This window comes from Arthrobacter sp. GQ119 (assembly GCF_059759125.1).
This window is the reverse complement of record NZ_JCAXEA010000022.1, coordinates 26135-52033: the sequence shown is the minus strand read 5'-3', so window position 1 is coordinate 52033 and position 25899 is coordinate 26135. Positions and strand designations below refer to the sequence as shown.

Here is a 25899-nt window from a genome sequence, read left to right as displayed (position 1 = left end):
ACGTGACTGATGGGGTCCGGCCAAGAAGCCATGTCCAGCCATAGGCCCGACCCGGGCACTTAGAATGGGGGATTATGCAGCCTTTCCCGCCGAGCGAACAGTCCGGACCCGCCAGCACCACCCGACGGTCCCGGCCGCGGGCATGGCGGAGCGGTTCGGTCGGCCACCAGGGCGGCAGTGCACCTTACCGGACGCTCCGGCAGTATCTTCGCCCCGCGGGCACCGGGCTCGCCATAGGCATCGACATCGGCGGCACCAAGGTCGCAGCCGGCGTGGTTGATGCAGAGGGGCGGATTCTCAACGAAGCCAGACGATCCACTCCCGGCAGCGATCCCCGTGCCGTCGAGCGGGTGATCGTTGAGCTCGTCGAGGAGCTCAGCCGTGGAGCCCGCATCCGGTCGGTAGGCATAGGCGCCGCCGGCTGGATGGATCTCGACGGCGGAACCGTCCTGTTCAGCCCCCACCTGGCATGGCGCAATGAACCCCTCAGGGACAACCTGGAGCGATTGCTTCGCCGCCCCGTGATGCTGGTCAACGATGCCGACGCAGCCGCCTGGGCTGAGTGGCGGTTTGGTGCCGGCCAGGGACAGAACCGCCTGGTGTGCATCACGCTCGGGACGGGAATCGGCGGGGCCATGGTGATGGACGGCCGCGTCGAGCGGGGCCGCTTTGGTGTCGCCGGCGAATTCGGCCACCAGATCATCATGCCCGGCGGCCACCGCTGCGAATGCGGCAACCGCGGCTGCTGGGAACAGTACGCATCCGGCAATGCCCTGGGCCGCGAAGCCCGCGAGCTTGCCCTGGCGAACTCTCCGGTGGCTCAGGAACTCCTCAAAGCCGTCGATGGGCACGCTGACCGGATCACGGGAGCCACCGTCACGGAACTGGCCATCTCCGGGGACGCAGCCTCCAGGGAACTTCTGGAAGACGTGGGCGACTGGCTGGGGCTCGGGCTGGCGAACCTGGCCGCGGCCCTGGATCCCGGGAAATTCGTGATCGGCGGCGGGCTCTGCGCCGCAGGAGAGCTCCTCGTGGCGCCTGCCCGGAAGGCCTTTGCCCGGAACCTCACGGGCCGTGGATTCCGGCCCGCCGCGGAAATCGCCCTGGCTGACCTTGGACCGCATGCCGGACTCATCGGCGCGGCGGACCTGTCACGGGTCGGCAGCCGCACGGCCAACTGACGCTCACGCTGGCCGCTTAGGTGCTCGCGCCCCTAGACGCGGGCGCCGTCGTCGTTTTCGTCCTTTTCCTGGGGCAGCTTCATGATGAGGTACACCACCGCGCCCACGAAGATGACCACCATGCCAAGGATCGCCAGCAGCGGAGCCGAGCGCCAGAACATCGCCGACAGCACCAGTGCCACGGGGGCACCCACTGCCCCCAGCCAGGCCAGCATGGTCAGCGGATCGGTGCCGGCCAGGCTGGGCGGATCCTCGGGCACAAACGCGTCGTCTTCGTCATCCACCCCATAGTCGCGCGGACCTTCCGGAGCGGCGGTCTCGTCGGACCCGGTGGTCTCTGCGGCGCGCTGCCGGGCGGCCTCCTGTTCCCGTTCCGCCGCTGACAACTCGATGGGCGCACCCGCGCGGGGAGCCAGCCCCAGTGGATCGAAGTCACTGAAGCGCTTGGCGGTCCCCCCGGCGGCAGTGCCGGGGGCAGCGCCGGACACGGCGTCGTCTGCTGCGGGAGGATTCGTGGCGCCGTCACGAGGGTCCTTCCCGCCGTGGGGGTCAGTCGCCTCATGAGGGGCGCGAAGGCCGGGATCGGTGCGGTTGCCGGCATCCGGCTCGGCGTTGCCGCCGATAGTGTCTCCTTCGAGCCTGGCCACCAGGTCAAGCCAGACGGCGTCGTCCTGGTTTGCGCTGGGGTCGGACGAATTTGAATCGGGCCTATTCATTGGGATCGCCCTTCTGGCTGGCTGTCGCGGACTTGTCGGGACCGGGGCGGGTTTCCGCAAGGATGTCACGGATGAAGTCCAGCGAGCCACTGAAGATTTGCCCGGCGTCGTTATCGAGGGTGGCTACATGGTAGCTGTTCTCCAGCATGGTCAGCTCCAGAGGCGCCTGCGTCAGGCCGCGGCGGAGCGCAACGATGCTCGAGTCGGAAACGACGTGGTCCACGGTGGAGCGGAAAACGCGGACGGGCGCGGTCACCCGCGGCAGCAGCAGCCGGGTGGCCCTGAACAATTTGTTCAACTCGTGCGCTGCGGCCACCGGGGTCCGGTCATAGGCGCCTTCGTTGACATCCGGCTTGAGGATGTCGTTGCCGATGGCCGGTGTGCTCTTAAGTATGAGTTTGAGGATGCCGGCCAATGGCGCGCGGGGATCGTCGATGACCAGCGCTGGGTTGACCAGGACGGTACCGGCCACGGGACGCGTGGCGGCGATGCGCAGGGCAAGGGCGCCACCCATGGAGATGCCTGTCGAAAAAACCACATCACACTCGGCTTCGAGTTCCAGATATGCGGTATCCATGGCTTCGTGCCAGTCTGTCCACCGGGTGCGTGCCAGTTCCTGCCACGAGGTTCCGTGGCCCGGAAGAAGAGGCATGCGCACGGCGAAGCCCTCGGCGGCAAACGCCATTGCCCAGGCCCGCACGGCGTGCGGACTCCCCGTGAACCCGTGCGCGAGGGCGACGCCCACCCTCGGACCCTCTCCGGAGAAGGCACTGCTGAACGGACTGTGGTCCGGAAGGATGCTCATTGCTTCTCCGTCGATACGTTGCTGCGGGCATGCACCTGGAAGAACCTCTCGGAGGCTTCGAAAATTTCCTGTGCGTCGACGTCCAGGGTGGCAACATGGCCGCTGTGTTCCAGCGGCACCACCTCAAGGCTCCGCGAGGCGAGGCGCTTCCGGATCATCGCCAGGGACGTGGGCGGCACAACAGCATCGTTCCGCGACTTGAAGACCAGGACCGGTGCCGTGACCCGGGGGAGGCCGCGGGCGGCGGCGCCGAACAGCCTTTTCAGCTGATGGACGGCGGCCAGCGGCGTGCGGGAATAATCGCCGTCTTCGGTCGGGGCCGCCGTCGGATTCTCTTCCTCGATGGGAACGGTAGTCCGCTGGAAGTACTTCAGCAGCCCGATGACCCGGACGCGCCGATCATAGAAGCTCAGCCCGGGATTGACCACTGCCACCCCCGCCACCTCCCGGCGGGAGGCCGTCAGGAGGGCAATGGCCCCGCCCATGGACAGTCCCGCCACATAGCAGGCGTCGGTTCTGGCGGCGAGCTCCACAAATGCATCGTCGAAAGCACGGTGCCAGTCCACCCAGCCCCTGCGTGCCAGGTCCTGCCAGTCGGTTCCGTGGCCGGGCAGGAGCGGCACCGATACTGCGAAGCCGCGATCGGCCAGATATTGGGCCCACGGCAGGATGCTCAGCGGGCTGCCTGTGAAGCCGTGACAGATGGCGATTCCGATGCGCGCATTGGGGCCATGGCCCGGGTAGCTGAAAGCGGCGGGCCTAGTCCGGTCGCTGCTTCCTGTCATGTGTCCATCGTGTCACTGTTCCGTACAAATCTCACTAGAGTAGGGTTGCATTGCAGTGCCGGCAGGCCCTTGGGAGTGCCTGCCAGCTGCCTTCCGGAGGGGTTGGACACGTGTTTTATTGGGTCATGAAAAGGATCTTCCTGGGTCCGGTACTCCGCACTCTATTCCGGCCCTGGGTCAAAGGACTGGACAACCTGCCTGCCGAGGGTCCCGCGATCATCGCGTCAAACCACCTGTCCTTTTCGGACTCGATCTTCATGCCGCTCATGGTGCCCCGGCCTGTCATCTTCCTGGCCAAATCGGAGTACTTCACGGGCACCGGGCTCAAGGGCAGGCTGACGGCCTTGTTCTTCCGGCTGACCAACCAGCTCCCCATGGACCGCTCCGGCGGGGCCGCCTCCGCCGCCTCGCTCGAGGCCGGCATGGATGTCCTGACGCACGGGGGACTGCTGGGGATCTATCCTGAGGGGACCCGGAGCCCGGACGGCCGCCTCTACCGGGGCAAGGTGGGGGTGGCGCGGCTGGCGCTGCAAGCCAAAGTCCCGGTCATTCCGGTGGCCATGATCGGCACGGACAAGGTCCAGCCGATAGGGAAAAGACTGCCCAACATCCGCCGCATCGGCATGATCTTCGGGGCACCCCTGGACTTCAGCCGGTATCACGACATGGCTGACGACCGGCTGATCCAGCGATCGGTGACCGACGAAATCATGTACGAGCTCATGCGCCTCTCCGGGCAGGAATACGTCGATGAGTACGCCGCGGTGGTCAAGCTGCGGCTGGCGGGCAAGGGCCCTGCTGCTGCAGCTGTTTCCGGAGAAAGCCAGCCGGCAGAAAGCCAGCCGGAAGGAAGCCTGCCAGCCGAAAGCCAGGCGGGCGACAGCCCGGCAGACGACGGCGCTGCAGGGCCGGGCGAGCCGGGAACCGCAACAGGCGACGACCCTGCACATGCCGGAGAGCCTGGGGCGTTGCCCGGAAGGGAACCCGGCAACGGCTCGGGCCAGGGACCCGGGGAGGACACTGACGGTTCCTCCCGCCTGGCCTAATCGGCCTTCAGCACTCCCGGCTGCCGTAGATATGACGCCGGGCCCGGGTCAATGACAGCCCGGGTGTCCCGATGCCTGTCCGGGCAACTACTCTTAGTAGTGTGACTGAGCTATCCGCAAAACCTGCCTCTTCCCTGACCAGCACCGCACAGAGCGGCGCCGCCAACTATCCGGGACTGGACAACTGGCGGGACCTTCCCATCTCGCAGCAGCCCACGTGGCAGGACAGGGATGTCTTCGACGCATCAGTTCGGGAACTCTCGGCACTTCCGCCCCTCGTGTTCGCCGGCGAGGTCGATGAACTCCGCGAGCGGCTCGCAGCCGCTGCACAGGGCAAGGCGTTCCTGCTGCAGGGCGGTGACTGCGCCGAGACGTTCGGCGACGCCACGGCGGACAAGATCAGCGCACGGGTCAAGACCATCCTGCAGATGGCCGTGGTCCTCACCTACGGTGCGGCCATGCCCGTGATCAAGATGGGCCGGATGGCAGGCCAGTTCGCCAAGCCCCGCTCCTCGAACGAGGAGACGCGCGACGGCGTGACCCTTCCGGCATACCGCGGGGACATCGTCAACGGGTACGACTTCACGCCCGAGTCCCGGGGCCACGATGCCAGCCGCATGCTCCGGGCATACCACACCTCCGCCTCCACGCTGAACCTGATCCGTGCCTTCACCCAGGGCGGCTTCGCGGACCTGCGCCTGGTGCACCAGTGGAACAAGGGCTTCACCGAAAACCCTGCCCATGCCCGCTACGAATCCCTTGCGCGGGACATCGACCGCGCCATCAAGTTCATGGCGTCGTGTGGTGCGGACTTCGAAGCGCTGAAGCGCGTTGAGTTCTACGCCAGCCACGAAGCGCTGCTCCTCGATTACGAGCGCGCCCTCACCCGCATCGATTCGCGTACCGGCTTCCCCTACGACACCTCCGCCCACTTCCTCTGGATCGGTGAGCGCACCCGAGAACTGGACCACGCGCATGTCGATTTCCTCTCGCGTGTCCGTAACCCGATCGGTGTGAAGCTTGGCCCCACCACTACCGGTGATGACGCCCTGCGGCTGATCGACAAGCTGGATCCCAACCGGGAGCCCGGCCGCCTGACTTTCATCACCCGGATGGGTGCGGGCAATATCCGCGAAAAGCTTCCCGCGGTCGTGGAAAAGGTCACCGCCTCCGGTGCCCAGGTTCTGTGGGTCACCGATCCCATGCACGGCAATACCGTCACGTCGCCGAACGGCTATAAGACCCGCAATTTCGATGACGTTATCGACGAAGTCCGCGGCTTCTTCGAGGTGCACCATGCGCTGGGAACTGTTCCGGGTGGCCTGCACGTCGAAATGACGGGGGACGACGTCGCAGAGTGCCTGGGCGGTGCCGACCCCATCGACCAGGAAGCATTCCTCGACCGCTACGAGTCTGTGTGCGACCCGCGCCTGAACCACATGCAGTCCCTGGAGATGGCATTCCTCGTGGCCGGTGCCCTTACCCGGCGCTAGTCCTTAAGCGGCACTGGTCCTTAACCGGCGCTAGTCCTTAACCGGCACCAGTCCGGGCAGTGCGCTTCCCGGCGCCATCGAAGGTGCCGGTGCTGACGTTAAGGGGCCCGGTGCTGCTCCAGTGGAGGCCCGCCCTAAACGACGGTTAGCGTCACTACGGATCCTTCGGGAACCTCAACGTCGACCGGGTCCTGGTCACGAACCGTCCCAAAGAATCCGCCAAGGACGTTGTTGACGCGAACTTCGAATCCGCGCTTCTCCAATGCCTCGCGGGCGTCTCGGACCTGCTCCCCGATGTAGTTCGGCACCTTGACGAGTTTCGGGCCCTCGGAAATAGTCAGGGTAACGGTCCCTCCCCGTGTCAGTGTTCCGGAAGCCGGCTCCTGTTTGACCACGGAGCCCTTCGGAATGTTGCGGTCATTGACGGTTTTATCCGCCACGACGGCTACCAGTCCGGCTGCCTCGATGGCCCTGAAGGCCGCGGACTGTTCCTGGCCGCGGACGTTCGGCACCGGTATGGGCTGCGGGCCCTTTGATACGGTGAGGCTCACCGGTGTTCCGTGTCTGACCTGGGTTCCCGCGGCCGGGGACTGGGTGAGGACGGTGCCTGCCGGCGCCTCTTCATCAAACTTTTCCGTGACTTTACCGAGAGCCATCTCAGCTCCGCTGAGGGCTTCCTTGGCGGCGTCAAGGGACTTGCCCGGCAGTTGCGGAAGCGGGAACAGCTGGGGACCCTTCGAAACGAACAGCGAGACCTGCTCGTATTTGCGGATCTCCGTTCCGGCCTCCGGGTCCGAGCCCACCACGAGCCCCGCACGGACGTCGTCGTCGAACACGTCCTGGGTGCTGGACTGGAAGCCGGCAGCTTGGAGGAGCCGCTGGGCCTCGGCGACGGTCCTGTTGGCCACGGTCGGCACCGTGCCGGGGGAGCCGGGCCCCATCCCAAAGAACCAGCCGGCACCAGTGGCCAGCAGCGCCGCAATGACCAGGATGACGATCCAGAGTACACCGCGACGCCGCGCGTTGCCTTCGCGCAGCGTGCGAAGGGGCGTTGCGGCAGCCCTGACGCGTGCTCTTTCGTCGAGGCGGTCCTGTTTCCGCTGTTCGCGCTTGCTCAAGGGCCGTTGAGTCTGCCCGCTTTGACCGTAGTCAACCGGAACGGCAGCCTCCGCGTCGTCTTCGTCGAATCCGTACTTCGCGGGCAGTCGCCGGGCCGGGAAGATGGTGGTGGGGTTGCTGGTGTGGGAGATGACTTCCGTCGGGCGCTGCACCCCGGGCCCTTGCACTGTGGCCTCATTCACCGGGGACAGCACCTCTGTGTGGTTCCCCGGGATGGGCGCTACGGATGGCAGGCGTGCCGGCGCCGGGGGCGCCGCCATGCCGCGCCCGGCAGGGGACGCGACCGGGCTGCCTGCAGGGCCGGCTGCATCCGCCGGGTGCAGTGCTGCGGGGGGTTGCAGGTCGAGCTCCGGGTCAGAGAGGTTGGTGCGGATGTGCCTGAGTTCGGAGAGGAGGGCGTTGCCGTCTACAGGTCGCTTTTCCGGGTCGTTGGCCGTGCACCACTGCACCAGCTCGTCGATTTCTTTGCCCAGCCCCGGGACGAGGCCCGACGGTGGCTCAACTGCCGAATTGACGTGCTGGTAGGCAACCTGGATCGGAACCTCGCCGTCGAAGGGCTGTTGGCCGGTCAGCATCTCATAGAGCATGATTCCGGTGGAGTAAATGTCGCTTCGGGCATCTGCCGGCTTGCCGAGTACCAGTTCCGGGGAGAGGTACGCCACCGTTCCGATGAGCGTGCCGGTACTCGTGGTGGTGGTCACGGCGCGGGCCAGTCCGAAGTCGCCGATTTTGATGCGGCCGTTTTCGGCGATCAGCACGTTTTCCGGCTTGACGTCCCGGTGTATGAGGCCGGCATCGTGGGCGGCGCCGAGGCCCTCCACGACCGGATCTATGAGGGCGAGGGCAAGCCGCGGAGACAGGGCGCCTTTCTCATGGAGTACATCACGGAGAGTGTGCCCCTTGATGTATTCCATGACGAGGTACGCCGTCTGGCCGTCATGTCCCTGGTCCAGGACGCCCACGACATGGGGGTGCGAGAGTTTTGCGGCGGAGCGGGCTTCGCGCGAGAGACGGTCAAGGAAACTATCGTCGCTGGCGAGGTGCGGATGAAGGACCTTTAACGCGACGTCGCGGTCCAGCCGCTGGTCCGTGGCCAGGTAGACCGTGGACATTCCGCCTCTTGCCAGCCTCGAATTTACCCGGTAACGGTTATCTACCAGGGAACCAACGAGACTGTCCGACACCATTTCCTGCACTCTACGATCCTAATCGCTGCAACGATACGGGTCCGGATCGAAATGCGATGCGGACCCGTATCGTTATGCTCAGTGGCCCTCTATCTCGAGGATGACGGGCCCGGCAGGCTAGGAAAAGTTCTTCCGGTGCGCCTTGATCGCCGCGACGTAAGTCTTCGTGTCGGAGTACATGCCGTACTTGCTGACTGAGTATTGGCCTTGGTAGTAGCCGGCGATGGCGTGGTCGAGGTTCTTGCTGGTGCGGATCAGCTGCCGGATGATGGCAACACCGGCAGTGGCATTGTCATAGGGGTCAAGCAGATTGAGCTTGCGTCCCACGAGGTCGGATGCCCATTCGCCCGAGGAAGGTATGACCTGCATGGTGCCGATGGCGTTGGCAGGGGACACGGCGCGCTGGTTGAAACCCGACTCCTGGTAGGCGAAGGCCAGGGCCAGTGCCGGATCCACTCCCATGCGACGCGCCGTATCCGCCACGATGGACTTCATCTGCGCCAGCGAGGGCACCGGCGACGCGTTGAGCAATGCCTTGTTCTTATTGGCGGAGGCCACCACCGCAGCCGGGTATGTATAGCCGAGGAAGGAGCTGGGCACCAGCGGTGTGACGCTGGAGGCCGGCTGGACGGCTGTGGACTTGCCCGGGATGACCAGTTTGTTACCGGGGTAGATGATGCTGGTCACCTTGAGCCGATTCGCGGACAGCACGTCTGCGAGGCGGACACCATGCCGTGCGGCGATGCCAGACAGGGTATCGCCGGACTTGATCGTGTAGGAGCGGGAGGTTGCCGTGGCCGCAGGGGTCGGAGCAGCAGGCGTTGCGGCGCCGGCGCCGATCCGGATTTTCTGGCCAGGGTAAATGATCGAGGACAGGGAGAGCCGGTTCCAGCTCAAAACCTGGGACAGCTTGACGCCATGCCTGGCAGCGATGCCGCCCAGGGTGTCACCCGACTTCACGGTGTAGGTTTTCGCGCCTGAACTGGCCGGTGCAACAGATGCAGCCGTGTTCTTCGGCGCCGGGGCTGCGGCGCCCTTCAGCTTCAGCTTCTGACCCGGATAGATCACCGAGTTGACCTTCAGGTTGTTGAGCCTAAGAACTGCGGAGGTGCTGAGGCCGTACCGGTGGGCGATGCCGCTGACGGTATCTCCGCGCACAACCCTGTGGCTGCTCGGCGTGACGCGGGCAGGCTGCAGGCCGGACGGAATGGCTGCCGGTACCGACGCGGCAGGAATGACGCCCGCCTTGGCAGCTGCGGCCTGGGCTTCCATGGCTGCGGCCAGCGTTGCCGGAATCGCAGTGGGTCGGGCGTCGGCGCCGGCGGGCTGCGCGACCGCCAGGGAGGACAGCATCACGGCGGGAAGGGTCGCCGTCGTCGCCGCGATCATAGGCAGGCTGGGCCTGGGGGGCTGCTTGGGCGAGCTGGTCGTCGTCATGGGAAAGATCCTCTTCTCAGCGGCGAATGCTGTCGGTCAGGCCAGTGTGACTAATGATTCTAATGTTATTTGAGTTATTGCTGTTACAAATGTGATCTATGAGAATCTCTCACGATTTTCCAAATAGCACAAGAATGTGGCCGCGTTGAGGAAGTCGGTTTGTTTGGGTGTGTCGCCGGTCGAGGACATCGAAAATGCGGGGAGCCAGGAAACCGACTAGGCGTGCGGGTGTCCGCCGTGGCAACCTTGACGCGTGAGTACTGTAGAAAGCCTTGTTGGCGACTGGTTGCCCCTGCCCGACGTAGCCCAGTTGCTGGACGTTTCCATCACCAAAGTCCATGGGTTGCTGGATGAGCGCGCGCTGGCCGCCCTCCGCGTGGGCGAACGCCGCATCCGTTCGGTGCCTGCCGACTTCCTGAAGGACGGACACGTTGTGGAAAGCCTCAAGGGCACCATCGTCGTGCTGTCAGACGCAGGCTATTCAGACGAAGAACTTATCACCTGGCTCTTCACGCCCGACGAATCCCTCCGCGGCCGCCCCATCGACGCCCTGCGCGACGGCCGCAAGACTGAGATCCGCCGCCGCGCCCAATCCCTGGCCTGGTAAGCGAGGCCTGGCAAGCCTGCCTGGAAAGCCTGCCCGGTAAGCCTCCCCGGCTAAACAGCCGGCTGGGAATCATCGGCACGTTAGCGTTAAGAGGAAATGCGGGGCGGAACAATCCGCCCCGCATTTCAGCGGCCTATCCAGTCAAGCTAGTCAAAAGTGCATCTAAGATGCGCGGCTTACCGTTGCTTCGGCCAGCTTCCTCAGTGCCGTCTTGGACAGGTCGTCCAGCGGGAGCAGCTCCAATGCGCCGTACGCGGCTGCTCCGAACTCCTCGATCAGGACCTCGGTGGCGTGCAGCGCCCCGCAGTCCGCAATAATCCTGCGGATCTCCGCCACGTCTTCCTCGCCCAGGTCAGGACTCCCCAGCTTCGCATCGATGAACGCTGATTCCTCGGGCAGGGACATGTCCAGGGCAAAAGCCACGAGCACTGTGCGCTTGCCTTCGCGGAGATCATCTCCTGCAGGCTTCCCGGTTGTGACAGGGTCTCCGAACACGCCCAGGACGTCGTCGCGAAGCTGGAACGCCTCACCCAGCGGAAGCGCGAAGGCGGAGTAGCCGCGCAGAAGGTCATCCGAGGCACCCCCGAGCGCGCCGCCCAAGGCCAGCGGGTGTTCGGTGGAGTACTTTGCCGATTTGAACCGGATGATCGATTGGGCGCGGCTCACGGCGCCCGCACGGTCCCGCACCGGCCCGGCCACCTCTTCCAGGATGTCCAGGTACTGCCCCGCCATGACCTCGGCACGCATGAGGTTGAAGATCAGCCGTGCCCGGCTCCCTGAGGCCGCCTGCTGGCCGATGTCCGTGAATGCTTCCTCGCTGAAGGACAGGCAGAGGTCGCCGGCCAGGATGGCGGCTGCATGGCCGAAGCGTTCGCTGTCCAGGGCCCAGCCCTGGCTTTCGTGCAGCTGGCTAAACCGGCGGTGCACGCTGGGCCCTCCACGCCGCGTGTCGGACCGGTCGATGATGTCGTCGTGGATGAGCGCGGCGGCCTGGAAGAGTTCGAGCGCCGCGCCGGCTGTGATCACATCATCGGCGTCGGCCGGTCCTCCCGCACCTCTCCAGCCCCAGTAGCACATGAGGGCCCGCAGCCGCTTGCCTCCGGTGACAAGGTTTGAGATCGACCCCATGATGGGATCGATGTCGGGCGAGATCGCCGTCATCACCGAGTGCCTCGTGGTCAGGAAGTCTGTGAGCTTGCCCGCGACGGCGGCTACGAAGGCTGCCTGCTCCACACGGAGCTGTTCGGCCACCGTCACTTGACGGACTCAGGCGCCACGTTGGCGCCGATGGTGAACGTGGACACTCCGGCCGTTTCGGGAACCGCAAGGTTCACGGTCTCGTTGCCCGCCCGGACGAAGTCCTTCGAGACCACCGCACCAACCTTGCTGCCCGGAACGGCCTTGAATCCCTGCGCTTCGAGAGCTTTCGTATAAAACGCGACGACGGCGGCCGGCTTGGCGGCCACGGAACCCACCAATGCGACGGTGGCGGGGGAGGAGGACTTGTCGAAGCTGCTCGCTGCGACTTTGGCCCCCGGCATGAGCGGGAGCAGCTTCTGCGGGAACCCTGCGACGACGGCGCCTACCGTGGCCGAGGTGCCCGGAGATGCCGACGGGCTGGGCGGCGCCGTGGTGCTTGTCTGGGCCAAGGCCGTAGTGGGTGCCGCAGCTTCAGTGGCTGCGGCTGGCCCGGGCGCAGGTGCAGTACAGGCGGACATCACCACCATCACAGTGCCAGCAGCGAGCAGGCCGAGGCATGCAGGCATGTGGGTTCCAATGACCTTCACAGGTGTGTTCCTCCTGGGGGTTTGATGCCGGATCCAGCCTCCAGTTTAGTCAGCCCCAGGGCATAGGATTGCAGATGTGGTGCCGGACCAGGACAGAGAGCAATTCGAAGCGCGCCTTCGGGAGCTCCGGCGCTGCAGTATTCTGCACGTGGATATGGACGCGTTTTTTGTTTCCGTGGAACTGCGGGGACGCCCGAAACTGCGTGGCAGGCCGGTGATCGTCGGATTTCCGGCGGACCGCTCGGTGGTTCTGTCCGCCTCGTACGAAGCACGAGCATTCGGCGTGAAGTCTGCGATGCCAATGGTCGTGGCCCACCGCCTGTGTCCGCAGGCAATCATCATCGAGCCACGTCACAAGCTCTACTACGAAGTGTCCGGGCAGCTGATGTCCATCTTCGAGTCGATCACTGAACTTGTGGAACCGCTCAGCGTGGACGAGGCATTTCTTGATGTCGGGGGAGCCATCCGCAGGCTGGGCCCGCCACAGGCCATTGGGGAACTTATCAGGCGAAGGGTGGCCAGCGAACTGGGCATCACCGCTTCAGTGGGCATTGCCGCCAGCAAGTTCGTTGCCAAGATCGCCTCCACGCGCTGCAAACCCGATGGCCTGCTGCTCATACGGCCCGAGGAGACAGTGCCATATCTGCACAGCCTGCCGGTCAATGCACTGTGGGGCGTCGGTTCCAAGACGGCGGATGTACTGGCGAGAATGGGTATCCGGACGGTCGCCGACGTCGCCGCTACTCCTGTCGCGTCACTCAAGAAGGTCTTGGGTGCCACGGGCGAGCACGTCCACCGCCTCTCGTGGGGCATCGATCCACGGGCAGTGACCCCCGTCAGGCTGGAGAAGAGCATCGGGGCGGAGGAAACGTTCGCCGTGGACACCGCCGATGATGCACTTCTCCACAAAGAGCTGCTGCGTCTGTCCCACCGGACAGCGGAGCGCCTGCGGGCGTCCGGAATGGTAGCGCGGACCGTGGCCTTGAAGCTGCGTTACTCCGATTTCTCCACGGTAACCCGGAGCAGGACAGTCCATACTCCCGTTGACAGCGCGCAGCTGATCTACGCCACAACCGTCCAACTGCTGGAGTCCTTGGGGGGCCGGTCCATGTCAGTCAGGCTTGTAGGGGTCCGCGCCGAGCACCTCGAGCCTGCCGCGCAGACATCGCTGCAATTGAGCCTGGACCGGCGGGATGACAACTGGCGGGCGGCTGAGCAGGCGCTGGACCGGGTGGCGGAGAAATTCGGCCATAAATCGGTCCTTCCGGCACGGCTGCTGGACGGTGGAGCGGCCGCTCCCAGGACGCCTCGGGAGCAGACCTGAGCTGGTGGCCGGGCGCCGGATTCTTTGCTTGAGTTCTCAGCGTATTTCGGCGTCGCAGCACACGACAGCGTCTTTCACAACACCGCCCAACAAACTATCCTTAGAGATACAAAGATTTCGAACGTCTGGACATGTGTGGATCACCTGACCCGCCCGCGTCCGTATGCTTGGATCCATGGACCTGCCAATGATGGAGGGCCGGGAACCTGTACGGCATGCCGGTCGTTGACGAGGCAGGAAAAGCTGGTCCTGACCAGTCCGGACGTTGGCCTACTTAAGGAGGTCGTGATGCCGCTCTCGGAGCACGAACAGAAGCTGCTCGAGCAACTCGAGAGGCAACTGCATGAGGACGATCCCAAGTTCGCCAGTTCCATGGGCTCGGATCCTGGCCGCACATGGTCCACCCGGCACATTGTGATTGGCGTACTCGCGACGCTCGCGGGAGTCCTGCTCCTGTTGGTGGGGGTTTCCATGCAGAACATCTTCGTGGGTGTCCTTGGATTCATCGTCATGGGAGCGGGTGTGTACTTCGCCACCATGCGCAGTGCTTCCAGCGGCAAGGCTAAGGCCGGTGGTCCGGGAAAGAAGTCCAAGGGCAAGAGCTCGTTCATGAGCAGTCTTGAAGAGCGCTGGGATGAAAGGCGCCGCGGAGAGTCCTGACTTCCGCCGCCTCCACTTCCCACCACCTCCACCTGGCACCACCTCCACTTGCCACCACCTGGCGCCTAAACGATGGCCCGCTCCGGCGGGCCATCGGCGTTTAACCGTCCTTTTCGGAGTATCAGCTCGAGGGGGCCACCCAGGTCGCATTTTTCCCTCCACTTTCCACCCCCTTTGCTGAGCCCCGGAATTACAAGGAAATTGATTCTCCAATTGCCGGATTATTCCCCGCGTCGCGTTGACTGTGGGGGGAAGTGGAGTAAAGTGGAGCATGTAAGAGGGTAGTGGCAGCGCGGGGGGTTGTTCGGCTTCTGACGGCAGAGGGGCGGTGGGGACGTGTTCCTGGGGACACACTCGCCGCGGCTGGACGAAAAGGGACGGATTATTCTCCCCGCCAAGTTCCGTGAGGAGCTTGCCGGCGGACTTGTTCTCACGCGAGGCCAGGAGCGCTGCATCTACGTCTTCAGTGAGCAGGAATTCGCGAGGGTTCACGAGCAGATCCGGGAGGCTCCCATCTCCAACAAACAGGCTCGTGACTACATTCGTGTCTTTCTCTCCGGAGCCTCGGACGAGGTACCTGACAAGCAAGGGCGGGTGACTATCCCTCCTGCCCTTCGGGAGTACGCAGGCCTCGGCAGGGAGCTGGCCGTCATCGGCGCCGGTACCCGCGCTGAGATCTGGGATGCCCAGGCTTGGAATGTGTACCTGGCGGAGAAGGAAACCTCCTTCTCCGAAACTGACAACCCCATCGCCGGCATTCTCTGAGTACCGGCGCGCAGCATCCGAATCTGTTTCTTGAATGAGATCTCCAGCCGCCCATCCAACCGTCTTCCTGGCTCACTTCCCCGGAGCCAGGCGGATACGGGGATAGGCGCGGATGGGGATCTGACTTAAGAAGCGAACACCCCGCGGCAAGCAGGAAGGACGAAGGCATGAACGAACACGACCCCGCCAAACCTACGTCCGAACGCCATGTGCCGGTCCTGAAAGACCGGTGCATCAATCTGTTGGCTCCGGGATTCGAAGCAGGACGCCTGCGCGGAGAAACTCCGGTGGTCATCGACGCCACACTGGGGATGGGCGGGCACTCGGAAGCGATGCTGCAGCGCTTCCCTGATCTGCATCTTGTGGGCATCGACCGCGACGAAGAGGCACTCGCCCTTGCCGGCGAGAGGCTGAAGCCGTTCGCCGGCCGCACGGACCTCGTCCATGCCGTCTACGACGAGATCGCCGAAGTCCTCGAGGACCTCGGCATTTCTGAGGTCCACGGCGTGCTGATGGATCTCGGCGTCTCCTCGTTGCAGCTCGATGAGCGTGAGCGTGGCTTTGCCTACTCGTTTGACGCGCCCCTGGACATGCGGATGGACACCAGCCGCGGGCAGACCGCGGCCGATGTTGTCAACAACTACAGCGAAGAGGAGCTCGTCAGGATCATCCGGAAGTGGGGCGAGGAGAAATTCGCGGGCCGCATCGCCAACAGGATTGTCACGGCCCGGGCGGACAAGCCGTTTGCCACCACCGGGGAACTGGTGGAGCAGATCCGGGCAGTTGTCCCCGCCGGCGCCGCCAAGTCGGGAGGACACCCTGCCAAACGGACGTTCCAGGCGCTGCGGATCGAGGTCAACGAGGAACTCGACGTCCTCGAACGGGCAGTCCCCGCAGCGGTGGAAGCCCTTGCGCTGGGCGGCCGGTTAGTCGTCATGTCCTACCACTCGCTGGAAGACAAGATCGTAAAAAGCGTCTTCCAGGCGCGTTCCAAGTCATCGGCGCCGCTGGGATTCCCAGTGGAGCTCGAAGAACACAAGCCCGAACTCAAGACCCTTACCAAAGGCACCGAGGTGCCTACCGCCGTCGAGATCGCGGAGAATTCGCGCGCAGCATCCGCCCGGCTGCGCGCCGTGGAACGCATCAGAGCCAGGAGAGCCGCATGAGCACCGCAGCTGTCAAGACCTACACCCTTGCGTCAGGCCACAGTGCCGGAGACGTCGACTCCGGGCTGTCTGGAGTCCGCAAGGCGCGAACGCCGCTCTCAGTGGTGCGGTCCGTTCCCAAGAAACGCCGTGCTCCGTTCGTGGTCCTATGCTTTGGCTTGCTTGCCGTGGCACTGATCGCCGTCCTTGTGCTGAACATCTCTGTCTCCACCGCGCAGTACCAATTGGTGAGCCTGCGCAGCGAACAGACGAGGCTGACCAAGCAGAACCAGGATCTGACACAGCAGGTCCAAAACTTCGAAGCTCCGCAGAATCTGGCCGCCAAGGCGTCAGAATTGGGAATGGTAGCTTCCACAGGGAAGGGGCAGATAGATCTGTCCACGCTCACTGTCAGCGGCCAGGCCAAGCCTGCTGTCAAGGGTGACTCTGCCGGAGCGGTAATCGCCGCACCGGCAGTTCCCGGCCAGCTCAACGTCGTTCCGCCGGCCGCTACTGCTGATCCGCTCGAAAGCCGGAAACCGGTTGCGGAAGAGGTTGCGGCAGGGCCGGTGGCTGCAGCGCCGCCGGCTGCGGCGCCCGCCGCCCGCAAGCCGGCAGCGGTCCTCCACGGAGGCACCATCCCGGCTCCGGCACAAAAGGCGCCGGGGCGGTAACTGGCAGAACGGATGCGGCTGGCAGCCAGCAGGGCAAGCAGTAAGGGATGATCGTGGCGCAAGGCAAGGCAAGCAGGCAGAAAGTCCCGAACGCTACCAAGCGGCTGCGCCTGGGACTCAGTATCATGCTGGCGTTGCTGCTGGTGGTGGGCGGAAAGCTCTTCCTGGTCCAGGGTCTGGACGTTGGCGGAATGGCCGAAGCTGCTTTGAGCAACCGGCTGCGGCCCACCGTGCTGCCCGCGGAACGGGGCAGCATCGTGGACGCCAACGGGACGGTGCTGGCCAACAGCGTGATCCGCTACAACATCACCGTGGACCAGGCGGTCAACACCAAGACGGAGTCCTTCAAGCGGCTTGAGACCGTGAACGGCGAGGACGAACTGGTTACGGTTTCCCGTGACCAGGGGATCTCGGAACTGGCCGCCGTCCTGGGCATGGACGTCGATGACGTCCGGAACGCCGTCACAGGCAAGAAGACGTACTACATCGTGGCCAAGGACCTGAAACCGGACGTAGAAGACCGGGTGTCCAAACTGCAGATCCCGGGCATCTTCTCCGAAGGAACCAGCAAACGCGTCTACCCGAACGGATCTGTGGCCGGTGGCATCGTCGGGTTCCTGGAGAACGGTGACACCGGACAGGCGGGCCTGGAGCAGACTCAGGACGCCATTCTCAGGGGAACACCCGGGAAACGGCTCTTCGAGATCGGCGCCGACGGCCTCCGCATTCCGGTGGGCGTGGACCAGCTGACACCGGCGCAGGACGGCAAGGACGTCAAGCTCACCCTCGACTCCGACCTGCAGTATTTCGCGCAGCAGGCCATTCAAAGCCAGGCGGACAAGCTAAGCGCGGAATGGGGCACCATCATCGTCTCCGACGTGAAGACCGGCAACATCATTGCCATGGCGGATACCGATGCACCGGATCCCAACGACCCCGGAAAGGTGGCGGCTGAGGACCGCGGCGTCCGGGCAGTCACGGCGGCCTATGAGCCAGGCTCCGTGGAGAAAATGATCACCGCCGCCGCAGTCATCGAAGAGGGCAAGGCCAAGCCACTTGACACCTTCGTCATCCCGCCTTCCTACGTGGTGGACGGCCAGCAGTTCGATGACTCCTTCTCCCACGGAACCGAAAAACGCACCCTTGCCGGCATCCTTGGATGGTCCATGAACACCGGAACGGTCATGGCGGGCCAGCGGCTGACCAAGGAACAGCGTTATGACTGGCTGAAGAAATTCGGCATAGGCGAGGCTCCTGACATCGGCTTGCCTGCAGAGGCCAAAGGCATCCTGACGCCGCCCGACCAGTGGGATGGCCGCCAGCAGTACACGGTGCTCTTCGGCCAGGGCGTATCCCAGTCAACGCTCCAGACCGTGCGGGCGTACCAGTCCATCGCCAATGACGGAATGATGCTCCAGCCGCGCCTCATCGACAGTTACATCAATCCCGACGGAACCGAGGAGAAAGTCCCGGCGAAGCCTGCCAGGAAGGTGGTGTCCCAGGAGACGGCCAAGCAGGTCCGGGACATCCTCGAAAGTGCCGTCACCGAGGGCCAGATCAAGGAAGCGGCCATCGACGGCTACCGTGTCGGTGCCAAGACCGGAACGTCGCAATCGCCGTGTGATGATGGCACGGCGGGTTTCTGCGGCTACACGGCCTCGATGGTGGGAATGGCGCCGATGGACGATCCGCGGTTTATTGTTGAGGTGGTCCTGCAGCGGCCCAAAGGTTCCATTTACGGCATCACCAACGGTCCCGTGTTCCGTTCGGTCATGAGCCAGGCACTGCGAACGTACAACGTTCCGCCGTCCAAGGGGCAACCGGTCAAGCTGCCGCAGTTCGCCAAGTAGTAAACCCGCTTTCCAAGACCGCGGTGCACGTGAACGCTTCGTTCTGCCGTGCCCGTTGGTCCACTAGTACCCACGGAGATCCACTTTGTCTGAGCACAACGCCCCCGGCACTGCCGATGCCCCGAACGGGCAGGGTTCCCCCGGCGGGTTCCGGCCCTCGGCCGTCGCCGCAATAGAGCTGGGGGCCATCGGCCGGTGGATCGGCTTGACCGTGCCAGGAGATGCGGCGGATGTCCAGGTTACCGGGATCTCCCTGAATTCCCGGACGGTGGAGCGGGGCGATCTCTATGTGGCGCTGCCGGGTTCCGCACGCCACGGCGCGGACTTTGCCGCCACGGCGATTGAGTCCGGCGCCGTTGCCGTGCTGACCGACGACGCCGGCGCACGGCTCCTGGCGCTGGCGCCTGCTATTTCCGTTCCGGTGCTTGTGGTGGATGAGCCCCGGGCGGTTGTTGGTCGCCTGTCAGGGCTGATCTACCGCAGCCAGGCCGCGGACGGCGGCCCGTCGCCGGCGCTTTTCGGTGTCACCGGCACCAACGGCAAGACCACCACCACATACTTCGTCAATTCCCTGCTTCAGGCCCTCGGCAAAAGAACGGGGCTGATCGGCACCATCGAGATCGTGGCCGGCGGGGACCCGATCCCCAGCCTCCTGACGACGCCGGAATCCACCGACGTGCACGCCCTGCTCGCCCTCATGCGTGAACGGGGGCTTGATGCAGCCTCCATGGAAGTGTCCTCGCATGCGGTCTCGTTCCGCCGCGTTGACGGCGTGGTCTTCGACGTCGTCGGGTTCACCAACCTGACCCAGGACCACCTTGACCTGCACGGCACCATGGAGGACTACTTCCGCACCAAGGCGGAACTGTTCACCCTGGAGCGCGCCCGCGCCGCCGTCGTAACTGTCGACGACGAATGGGGACGCCGTCTCGCCGCCGAAGCGGATCTGCCGGTCACCACACTGTCAACCCTGCCGATTGACGCCGTGGACGGCGCGTCCGGTCCCGCAGCCAGCGGCGCGGACTGGACCGTCACCGAGCCACGGCCCCGTGGCCTCGGCACTGAGTTCACATTGCGGGGCAGCACAGGTGTGGAGCTCCGGGTGCATACCGGTCTCCCCGGCAGCTTCAACGTGTCCAACGCCGCCCTTGCACTGGCGATGGTGCTGGCCGGCGGCGCCGATCCGGCCGAAGTGCAGGCGGCGCTCGATGCCAGCGATCCCTTCACCGTGGCCGTGCCCGGCAGGATGCAGCTCGTATCGGCCGCACCCGCTGCGGTGGTCGACTTCGCGCACAACCCGGACGCCCTGGCCCGGGCGCTGGAGGCCGTCCGCTCCACTGACCCGGCGTCGCGCGTCATCGTGGTCTTCGGCGCCACCGGCCAGCGGGACCAGGGCAAGCGTCCATCCATGGGCGCCATCGCGGCCCGGCTCGCCGACGTCGTAATAGTCAGCGACGACGATCCGCATGACGAGGACGCGGCGGCTATCCGGTCGGATGTGCTGGTCGGTGCCACGGACGCCAAGGAGTCCGAGCGGCTCGACTGCCAAATCCTGGAAGTTTTCCCCCGCGACGAGGCGATCCGGAGAGCAGTTGAACTGGCATCGGCCAGGGACACCATCCTCGTCGCCGGACGCGGCCATGAAGTGTGGCAGGAGGTCAAGGGTGTGAACCTTGCCCTCGACGACAGGGTGGAACTCCGGAAGGCCTTGACGGCACGGGGATTCACCGTTCTTGAAGACGAGCGGATAGAGTCCTAGACCGACATGATTGCATTTACTGCGGCGGAAATCGCCGAAATCACCAGCGGCCTGCTCGTTGCCGATCCCGAGCTCACCCCCACGTCGGTGGTCACCGACTCCCGCGAGGCCAGCAGCGGCTCCCTCTACGTGGCAAAGCCCGGCGAAAACGCGGACGGGCATGACTTCATGGCGGCGGCCTTTGACCGAGGTGCCGTGCTGGCACTGGCCGAACGCGAAGTCACCGACTCCGCCGGAAAGAGCTACCCGGCTGTTGTCGTAAAGGACGCCGTGCTGGCCATGGGCGCACTGGCAGCTGAAGCGGTCCGGCGGATCAGGGCACGCCGCGAGGCGGCAGGCGAACAGCTGACGGTCATCGGCATCACCGGCTCTGCGGGCAAGACCACCACCAAGGACCTCCTGGCCGGCATCCTGTCAACGGAGGCCAACACCGTGGCCCCGCAGGGATCCTACAACGGTGAAGTAGGTGTGCCGCTCACGGTCTTCCAGGCAGGCTTCGACACCCGGTTCCTCGTCATCGAAATGGGCGCCACCGGCATCGGGCACATCAGCTATCTCAGCGAAATGGTCCGCCCGGAAATCGGCGTCGTACTGGGCGTGGGCACGGCCCATGCCGGCGAATTCGGCGGGGTGGAGAACATCGCGACCGCCAAAGGGGAGCTCGTCGAAGCGCTGCCGGCTGCGGGCACGGCTGTCCTGAACCTGGACGACCCTCGGGTGGCAGCCATGGCCGGCCGCACCCAGGCCGCCGTGTTCGGTTTTTCATCCCGGGGCGCCGCTTCAGACGGCCCGGCTGCCAGGGCTTTGAACCTGGACATCAACGCCGACGGCCATCCGGAATTCGACCTCGGACTGCCGGGGGAGGAGCCTGTCCACGTCAGCAGCAGGCTCATCGGTGAGCACCACGTCGCCAACCTGCTCGCCGCGGCGGCCGCAGCGCACGCCGCCGGCGTCCCTGCGGCACGGATCGGCGCATCCCTCAGCTCCCAGTCGGCCGCCAGCCGCTGGCGCATGGAACGCACCGAGCGGGCGGACGGCGTGACCATCATCAACGACGCCTACAACGCGAATCCGGAATCGATGCGTGCCGCGCTCCGGACACTGGCCGACCTCGGCCGCGGGCGCCGCACCTGGGCCGTCCTCGGGGCCATGCTGGAACTGGGCGACGACTCCATCCGGGAGCACACCGCCGTGGGCACCCAGGTGGTGCGCCTGAACATCTCACGCCTGCTGGTGGTGGGGCGGGAGGCGCGTCCGCTGTATGTCTCGGCCATCCAGGAAGGCTCCTGGGGCGAGGAATGCATCTTTGCCGAAACCGCGGACGAGGCCTACGACGTGCTCGAAGCCCAGCTGGAACCCGGCGACCTGGTGCTGTTCAAGTCCTCGAATTCGGTCGGACTGCGCCACCTGGGCGATCGGATAGCATTACCCCGACAATCCCGAGCAAGTGCCAATGAAGGGAGCGAGCTGCTGTGATTGCACTATTGATCGGCGCTGGCCTGGCCCTGTTGATGGCATTGGTCGGCACTCCGCTGTTCATCCGTCTACTGGTCCGAAAGAGCTATGGCCAGTTCATCCGGGACGACGGACCGACGTCGCACCACACCAAGCGCGGCACCCCCACCATGGGCGGAACCGTGGTGGTCACGGCTGTGCTCATCAGCTACGGACTGACGCACCTCATCATGTGGATGATGAACCCGCGGTCGGCAGGACCATCGGCCTCGGCGCTGCTCCTGCTGTTCCTGATGGTGGGCATGGGCCTCGTGGGTTTCCTGGATGACTTCATCAAGATTTCACGGCAGCGCAGCCTCGGCCTGAACGCCAAAGCCAAGCTGATCCTGCAGGGCGCGGTGGGCATTATCTTCGCCGTCCTGGCACTCTACTTCCCCGATCCGGACGGGCTTACGCCCGCGTCCACCAAGATTTCCCTGGTCCGCGACATTCCCTGGCTGGACCTGGCCTTTGGCGGCACAGTCCTCGGTGCGATTCTCTTCGTCGTCTGGTCAAACCTGATCGTCACGGCAGCAACCAACGGCGTCAATCTCACCGACGGCCTGGACGGACTCGCCGCCGGGGCCTCGGTCATGGTGTTCGGCGCCTATACGCTGATGGGCATCTGGCAGAGCAACCAGGCCTGCGGCTCTCCCCGCCAGGCCGGAAGCGGCTGCTACTCCGTGCGGGACCCCCTTGACCTTGCGCTCCTGGCCGCCATCATGAGCGCGGCGCTGGTGGGCTTCCTGTGGTGGAACACGTCACCGGCCAAGATCTTCATGGGCGACACCGGGTCCCTGGCAATCGGCGGCGCCATCGCCGGCTTCGCCATCCTGTCACGCACCGAACTGCTGCTGGCTTTCATTGGCGGACTGTTCGTGCTCATCACCCTGTCGGTCATAATCCAGGTGGGCTATTTCAAGGTCACCAAGGGAAAGCGCTTCTTCAAGATGGCGCCGCTCCAGCACCATTTCGAACTCAAGGGCTGGGCCGAAGTCACCGTCGTCGTCCGCTTCTGGATCCTGGGAGGCCTGTTCGTCGCTGCGGGTCTGGGCATCTTCTACGCAGAATGGGTGGTCCTGCTGTGAGCATCGAAACCGGAACGGCCAGGCTGAAAGACCTCGTCAGCTGGGACTCCGACTGGGCAGGGCTGCGCGTGGTGGTCACCGGCATCGGCGTTTCAGGCTTCGCCGCGGCGGATACCCTCATCGAACTGGGTGCCCGTGTGGTGGTGGTGGACGGCTCGACGTCGGAAACGGCCAAGTCCAAGGCGGACACGCTGAGGATCGTGGGCGCGGCAGACGTCCTGCTCGGCGATGACGCCGTAAGAACGGTGCCGAAAATCGACGGCATGAAGCCGGACCTGATCGTCACATCGCCGGGCTGGCGGCCGGACCAGGCACTGCTCGCCGCCGCCTCACGCGCCCATATCCCCGTGTGGGGCGACGTGGAGCTCGCCTGGCGGCTGCGCGTCCGGGAAGGCCGCAAGACGGCGGACTGGCTGACCATCACCGGCACCAACGGAAAGACGACGACGGTCGGCCTGACCGAGTCCATGCTGAAGGCGGCCGGGCTGAAAGCCATTGCCGTGGGCAACGTGGGCACGCCCATTCTGGACGCCCTCCGGGACCCCGTCGAGTACGACGTTTTCGCGGTGGAGCTGTCCAGCTTCCAGCTCCACTGGTGCGAGTCCGTTTCCGCTGTGGCGAGCGTCTGCCTCAACGTCGCCGAGGACCACGTGGACTGGCACGGATCGTACACGGACTACTTGGCTGACAAGGCTAAGATCTACGAACACACGCAGAAGGCCTGCATCTACAACGCCGAGCAGATCGAAACCGAGCGCATGGTGGAGGATGCCGACGTCGTCGAGGGCTGCCGGGCCATCGGGTTCACCACTGTGACCCCCGCCATCAGCATGCTGGGTGTCGTCGAGGGCCTGCTGGTGGACCGCGCCTTCATCGCGGAACGCAAGGACAGTGCCGCGGAACTCGCATCGATGGCTGATCTTGGCCCCGTGGCCCCGCGCCACATGGTGGCGAATGCGCTGGCCGCAGCCGCGCTGGTGAGGGCATACGGGCTCAGCCCGGAAGACGTACGCCTCGGGCTGAAGGCCTACATCCCGGGAAGCCACCGTATCCAGCCCGTGGCCAAGCAGAACGGCGTGCTCTGGATCAACGACTCCAAGGCCACCAATCCGCACGCCGCTGCCGCGTCGCTGTCCGCCTTCAAGTCTGTCGTCTGGATCGCCGGAGGCCTCTCCAAGGGCGTCAGCTATGACGAAATCGTCAGCGCGCACGCTGACCGGCTCAAGGCTGTGGTGCTCATCGGCAAGGACACTGCGTCCCTGGAAGAGTCGTTGCGGCGACACGCTTCGGATGTGCCGGTCATCCGGCCGGCCACGGGCGACACTGAAAATGTGCAGTCTGCCGGAACCGGTCACGACGCCGCGCCGTCCCCATCCGAGTCCGGCGAGGCTGTAATGGCACAGGCCGTCGCTTCAGCAGCACAGATCGCCACCTCTGGTGACACTGTGCTCATGGCCCCGGCGGCTGCGTCCATGGATCAGTTCTCTTCCTACGCTCACCGTGGCGACGCCTTCATCGAAGCAGTCCGCGAGCTCGTGGAAGGGCAGGCTCAGACCGGCAAGGAGTAAGAATGGTCAGCACGCCCACACGTCCCGCGGCGGCACGGCCGCGGACGGCGGAGACCATCCGCGGGGCTGCCTCCAGGCGCCCCGGTAACTCGTCCTCCGGCAACAGGCCGGCCGGTAACGCGCCCTCCGGCAACGCGCCCTCCGGCAGCTCTGCGCCGCGAACGCCGTTGCCGGCCAAATTGCTGCGGGGATACCGGGGCTTCTGGTCTGCCCTGGAAGGAAGCGGCAAATCCCGCAACGGCTCCACGTACTACCTCATTCTCGGAACCACCCTTGCCCTGACAGCCATCGGCATCATGATGGTGCTCTCCGCGTCCAGCGTGGAGGCCATTGCAGCGGGAGAATCGCCGTACTCGGCCGCCCTCAAGCAGGGGCTGTTCGCTGGCATCGGCGTCTTCCTGATGTTCATGCTGTCGCGGATCAACGTGGTCTGGCTGAAACGGCTTGCGTGGGCGGGCATCATCGTCGCCTATGCCCTGCTGGGGCTGGTGCTGCTGATCGGCACGAGCGTGAACGGCAACAAGAACTGGATCGAAGTCGGCGGGTTCTTCACGCTTCAGCCCTCGGAGGCTGCCAAGCTCGCCCTGGCCCTCTGGATGGCCACAGTCCTCGCGAAGAAGTCGAAGCTGATTCACCGCTGGCAGCACGCAGTGGTTCCTGTCGTGCCGGTGGCTCTCGGCATTATCGGGCTCGTCCTCGCAGGAAACGACCTGGGCACCGGCATGATCATCATGATGGTCATGGCCGCCGCGCTGTTTTTCGCCGGTGTACGCCTCTACCTCTTTGGCTTCGCTGCCGTAGCTGCCGTCATCGCCACGGCCGTCATGGCCATGACAAGCTCCAACCGCATGTGCCGCATCACCTCGTGGTGGACGGGGCAGAGCTGCGGGGACGGCACCGACGCCAATTACCAGTCAACCAACGGCCTCTACGGGCTGGCCTCCGGCGGCTGGTTCGGGGTCGGGCTTGGTCAGAGCCGGCAAAAATACAGCTGGATACCGGAAGCCCACAACGACTTCATTTTCGCCATCATCGGCGAGGAACTCGGGCTGGTGGGGACCGTCGTCGTACTGCTCCTGTTCGCCATCCTTGGTGCGGCAATCTACAGAGTGGTCGTGGCCCAGGAGGACCTGTTCCACCGGGTCCTTGCCGGCACCATCATGGTGTGGCTTCTGGGCCAGGCCACGGTCAACATGGCAGTGGTCACAGGGTTGGTCCCGGTCATCGGCGTCCCGTTGCCCTTCATTTCCTATGGCGGGTCCGCCTTGCTCATGTCACTCTGTGCAATCGGCGTAGTGTTGTCCTTGGCCCGGGTGCAGATGGCACCCAACCTCCGGCCCCGGAAACTGCTGCCTTCGCTCTGGAAGCCCGGCCGCAAGAAATCCCGTACGAAAGCGTAAACAGCACCT

22 protein-coding genes are annotated in these 25899 nt (G+C 64.9%); 15 read left to right on the top strand and 7 right to left on the bottom strand.

Going from position 1 to position 25899, the window contains the following annotated elements; translation table 11 throughout:
• The first annotated feature begins 74 nt into the window (after positions 1-74).
• Entirely contained in the window at positions 75-1181 is a 1107-nt protein-coding gene (locus AC6CH3_RS18670) for an ROK family glucokinase (RefSeq protein WP_498133839.1), read from the top strand.
• A 32-nt stretch (positions 1182-1213) separates the two neighbouring features.
• On the opposite strand, the gene AC6CH3_RS18665 is transcribed toward AC6CH3_RS18670, so the two are convergent.
• Genes AC6CH3_RS18665 through AC6CH3_RS18655 form a run of 3 tightly spaced genes read right to left on the bottom strand, consistent with a single transcriptional unit; the run spans position 1214 to position 3487 of the window.
• Positions 1214-1897, bottom strand: a complete 684-nt coding sequence (locus AC6CH3_RS18665; RefSeq protein WP_498133838.1) for a hypothetical protein — start codon at positions 1895-1897, stop codon at positions 1214-1216.
• A complete protein-coding gene (locus tag AC6CH3_RS18660; protein WP_498133837.1) occupies positions 1890-2702 on the bottom strand; it encodes an alpha/beta hydrolase in 813 nt (270 codons plus the stop codon). The genes AC6CH3_RS18665 and AC6CH3_RS18660 overlap by 8 nt, the downstream gene beginning before the upstream one ends.
• On the bottom strand, positions 2699-3487 hold the full coding sequence (locus AC6CH3_RS18655; protein ID WP_498133836.1) for an alpha/beta hydrolase: 789 nt from the start codon (positions 3485-3487) through the stop codon (positions 2699-2701). Before AC6CH3_RS18655 ends, AC6CH3_RS18660 begins: the two co-directional genes overlap by 4 nt.
• 110 nt (positions 3488-3597) lie before the next feature.
• Here AC6CH3_RS18655 and AC6CH3_RS18650 point away from each other — a divergent pair, with 110 nt between their 5' ends.
• Positions 3598-4533 (top strand): lysophospholipid acyltransferase family protein, encoded by a 936-nt coding sequence (locus tag AC6CH3_RS18650; protein ID WP_498133835.1) that lies wholly within the window; start codon positions 3598-3600, stop codon positions 4531-4533.
• Between the two features lie 101 nt (positions 4534-4634).
• The gene (locus AC6CH3_RS18645) at positions 4635-6026 is read left to right on the top strand and encodes a class II 3-deoxy-7-phosphoheptulonate synthase (RefSeq protein ID WP_498133834.1); all 1392 of its coding nucleotides are present in this window, start codon (positions 4635-4637) and stop codon (positions 6024-6026) included.
• A 134-nt stretch (positions 6027-6160) separates the two neighbouring features.
• Here AC6CH3_RS18645 and AC6CH3_RS18640 read toward each other — a convergent pair whose 3' ends face one another.
• Both AC6CH3_RS18640 and AC6CH3_RS18635 read right to left on the bottom strand, forming a co-directional pair.
• Positions 6161-8332 carry a Stk1 family PASTA domain-containing Ser/Thr kinase gene (locus tag AC6CH3_RS18640; protein ID WP_498133833.1) on the bottom strand — a complete coding sequence of 724 codons (2172 nt, stop codon included), beginning with the start codon at positions 8330-8332 and terminating at the stop codon, positions 6161-6163.
• Between the two features lie 117 nt (positions 8333-8449).
• A complete protein-coding gene (locus AC6CH3_RS18635; protein ID WP_498133832.1) occupies positions 8450-9769 on the bottom strand; it encodes a lytic transglycosylase in 1320 nt (439 codons plus the stop codon).
• Positions 9770-10022: 253 nt separating this feature from the next.
• Here AC6CH3_RS18635 and AC6CH3_RS18630 point away from each other — a divergent pair, with 253 nt between their 5' ends.
• Positions 10023-10376 carry an Rv2175c family DNA-binding protein gene (locus AC6CH3_RS18630; RefSeq protein WP_498133831.1) on the top strand — a complete coding sequence of 118 codons (354 nt, stop codon included), beginning with the start codon at positions 10023-10025 and terminating at the stop codon, positions 10374-10376.
• A 162-nt stretch (positions 10377-10538) separates the two neighbouring features.
• On the opposite strand, the gene AC6CH3_RS18625 is transcribed toward AC6CH3_RS18630, so the two are convergent.
• Together AC6CH3_RS18625 and AC6CH3_RS18620 are read right to left on the bottom strand one after the other, a co-directional pair.
• On the bottom strand, positions 10539-11633 hold the full coding sequence (locus AC6CH3_RS18625) for a polyprenyl synthetase family protein (protein WP_498133830.1): 1095 nt from the start codon (positions 11631-11633) through the stop codon (positions 10539-10541).
• Positions 11630-12163: a hypothetical protein gene (locus tag AC6CH3_RS18620; RefSeq protein WP_498133829.1), complete on the bottom strand. Its 534-nt coding sequence runs from the start codon at positions 12161-12163 to the stop codon at positions 11630-11632. The genes AC6CH3_RS18625 and AC6CH3_RS18620 overlap by 4 nt, the downstream gene beginning before the upstream one ends.
• Positions 12164-12239: 76 nt before the next feature.
• Here AC6CH3_RS18620 and dinB point away from each other — a divergent pair, with 76 nt between their 5' ends.
• The 11 genes from dinB (at position 12240) to ftsW (ending at position 25890) form a co-directional block, all read left to right on the top strand.
• Positions 12240-13487, top strand: a complete 1248-nt coding sequence (dinB, locus tag AC6CH3_RS18615) for a DNA polymerase IV (protein WP_498133828.1) — start codon at positions 12240-12242, stop codon at positions 13485-13487.
• Positions 13488-13775: 288 nt separating this feature from the next.
• Complete coding sequence (locus AC6CH3_RS18610; RefSeq protein ID WP_498133827.1) at positions 13776-14147, top strand: SCO2097 family morphological protein; 372 nt, start codon at positions 13776-13778, stop codon at positions 14145-14147.
• 336 nt (positions 14148-14483) lie between these two features.
• On the top strand, positions 14484-14912 hold the full coding sequence (gene mraZ, locus AC6CH3_RS18605) for a division/cell wall cluster transcriptional repressor MraZ (protein ID WP_078028973.1): 429 nt from the start codon (positions 14484-14486) through the stop codon (positions 14910-14912).
• A gap of 167 nt (positions 14913-15079) precedes the next feature.
• Positions 15080-16078 (top strand): 16S rRNA (cytosine(1402)-N(4))-methyltransferase RsmH, encoded by a 999-nt coding sequence (gene rsmH / locus AC6CH3_RS18600; protein ID WP_498133826.1) that lies wholly within the window; start codon positions 15080-15082, stop codon positions 16076-16078.
• Positions 16075-16731, top strand: a complete 657-nt coding sequence (gene ftsL / locus AC6CH3_RS18595; RefSeq protein WP_498133825.1) for a cell division protein FtsL — start codon at positions 16075-16077, stop codon at positions 16729-16731. The genes rsmH and ftsL overlap by 4 nt, the downstream gene beginning before the upstream one ends.
• A gap of 47 nt (positions 16732-16778) precedes the next feature.
• Complete coding sequence (locus tag AC6CH3_RS18590) at positions 16779-18581, top strand: peptidoglycan D,D-transpeptidase FtsI family protein (RefSeq protein ID WP_498133824.1); 1803 nt, start codon at positions 16779-16781, stop codon at positions 18579-18581.
• A gap of 85 nt (positions 18582-18666) precedes the next feature.
• Entirely contained in the window at positions 18667-20340 is a 1674-nt protein-coding gene (locus tag AC6CH3_RS18585; protein ID WP_498133823.1) for a UDP-N-acetylmuramoyl-L-alanyl-D-glutamate--2,6-diaminopimelate ligase, read from the top strand.
• A gap of 6 nt (positions 20341-20346) precedes the next feature.
• Positions 20347-21816, top strand: a complete 1470-nt coding sequence (locus tag AC6CH3_RS18580; protein WP_498133822.1) for a UDP-N-acetylmuramoyl-tripeptide--D-alanyl-D-alanine ligase — start codon at positions 20347-20349, stop codon at positions 21814-21816.
• Positions 21813-22922 (top strand): phospho-N-acetylmuramoyl-pentapeptide-transferase, encoded by a 1110-nt coding sequence (gene mraY, locus AC6CH3_RS18575; RefSeq protein WP_494035286.1) that lies wholly within the window; start codon positions 21813-21815, stop codon positions 22920-22922. The genes AC6CH3_RS18580 and mraY overlap by 4 nt, the downstream gene beginning before the upstream one ends.
• Positions 22904-24490, top strand: a complete 1587-nt coding sequence (gene murD / locus AC6CH3_RS18570; RefSeq protein ID WP_498133821.1) for a UDP-N-acetylmuramoyl-L-alanine--D-glutamate ligase — start codon at positions 22904-22906, stop codon at positions 24488-24490. The genes mraY and murD overlap by 19 nt, the downstream gene beginning before the upstream one ends.
• Before the next feature lie 2 nt (positions 24491-24492).
• The gene (gene ftsW / locus AC6CH3_RS18565) at positions 24493-25890 is read left to right on the top strand and encodes a putative lipid II flippase FtsW (RefSeq protein ID WP_498133820.1); all 1398 of its coding nucleotides are present in this window, start codon (positions 24493-24495) and stop codon (positions 25888-25890) included.
• The last annotated feature ends 9 nt before the right edge of the window (positions 25891-25899 follow it).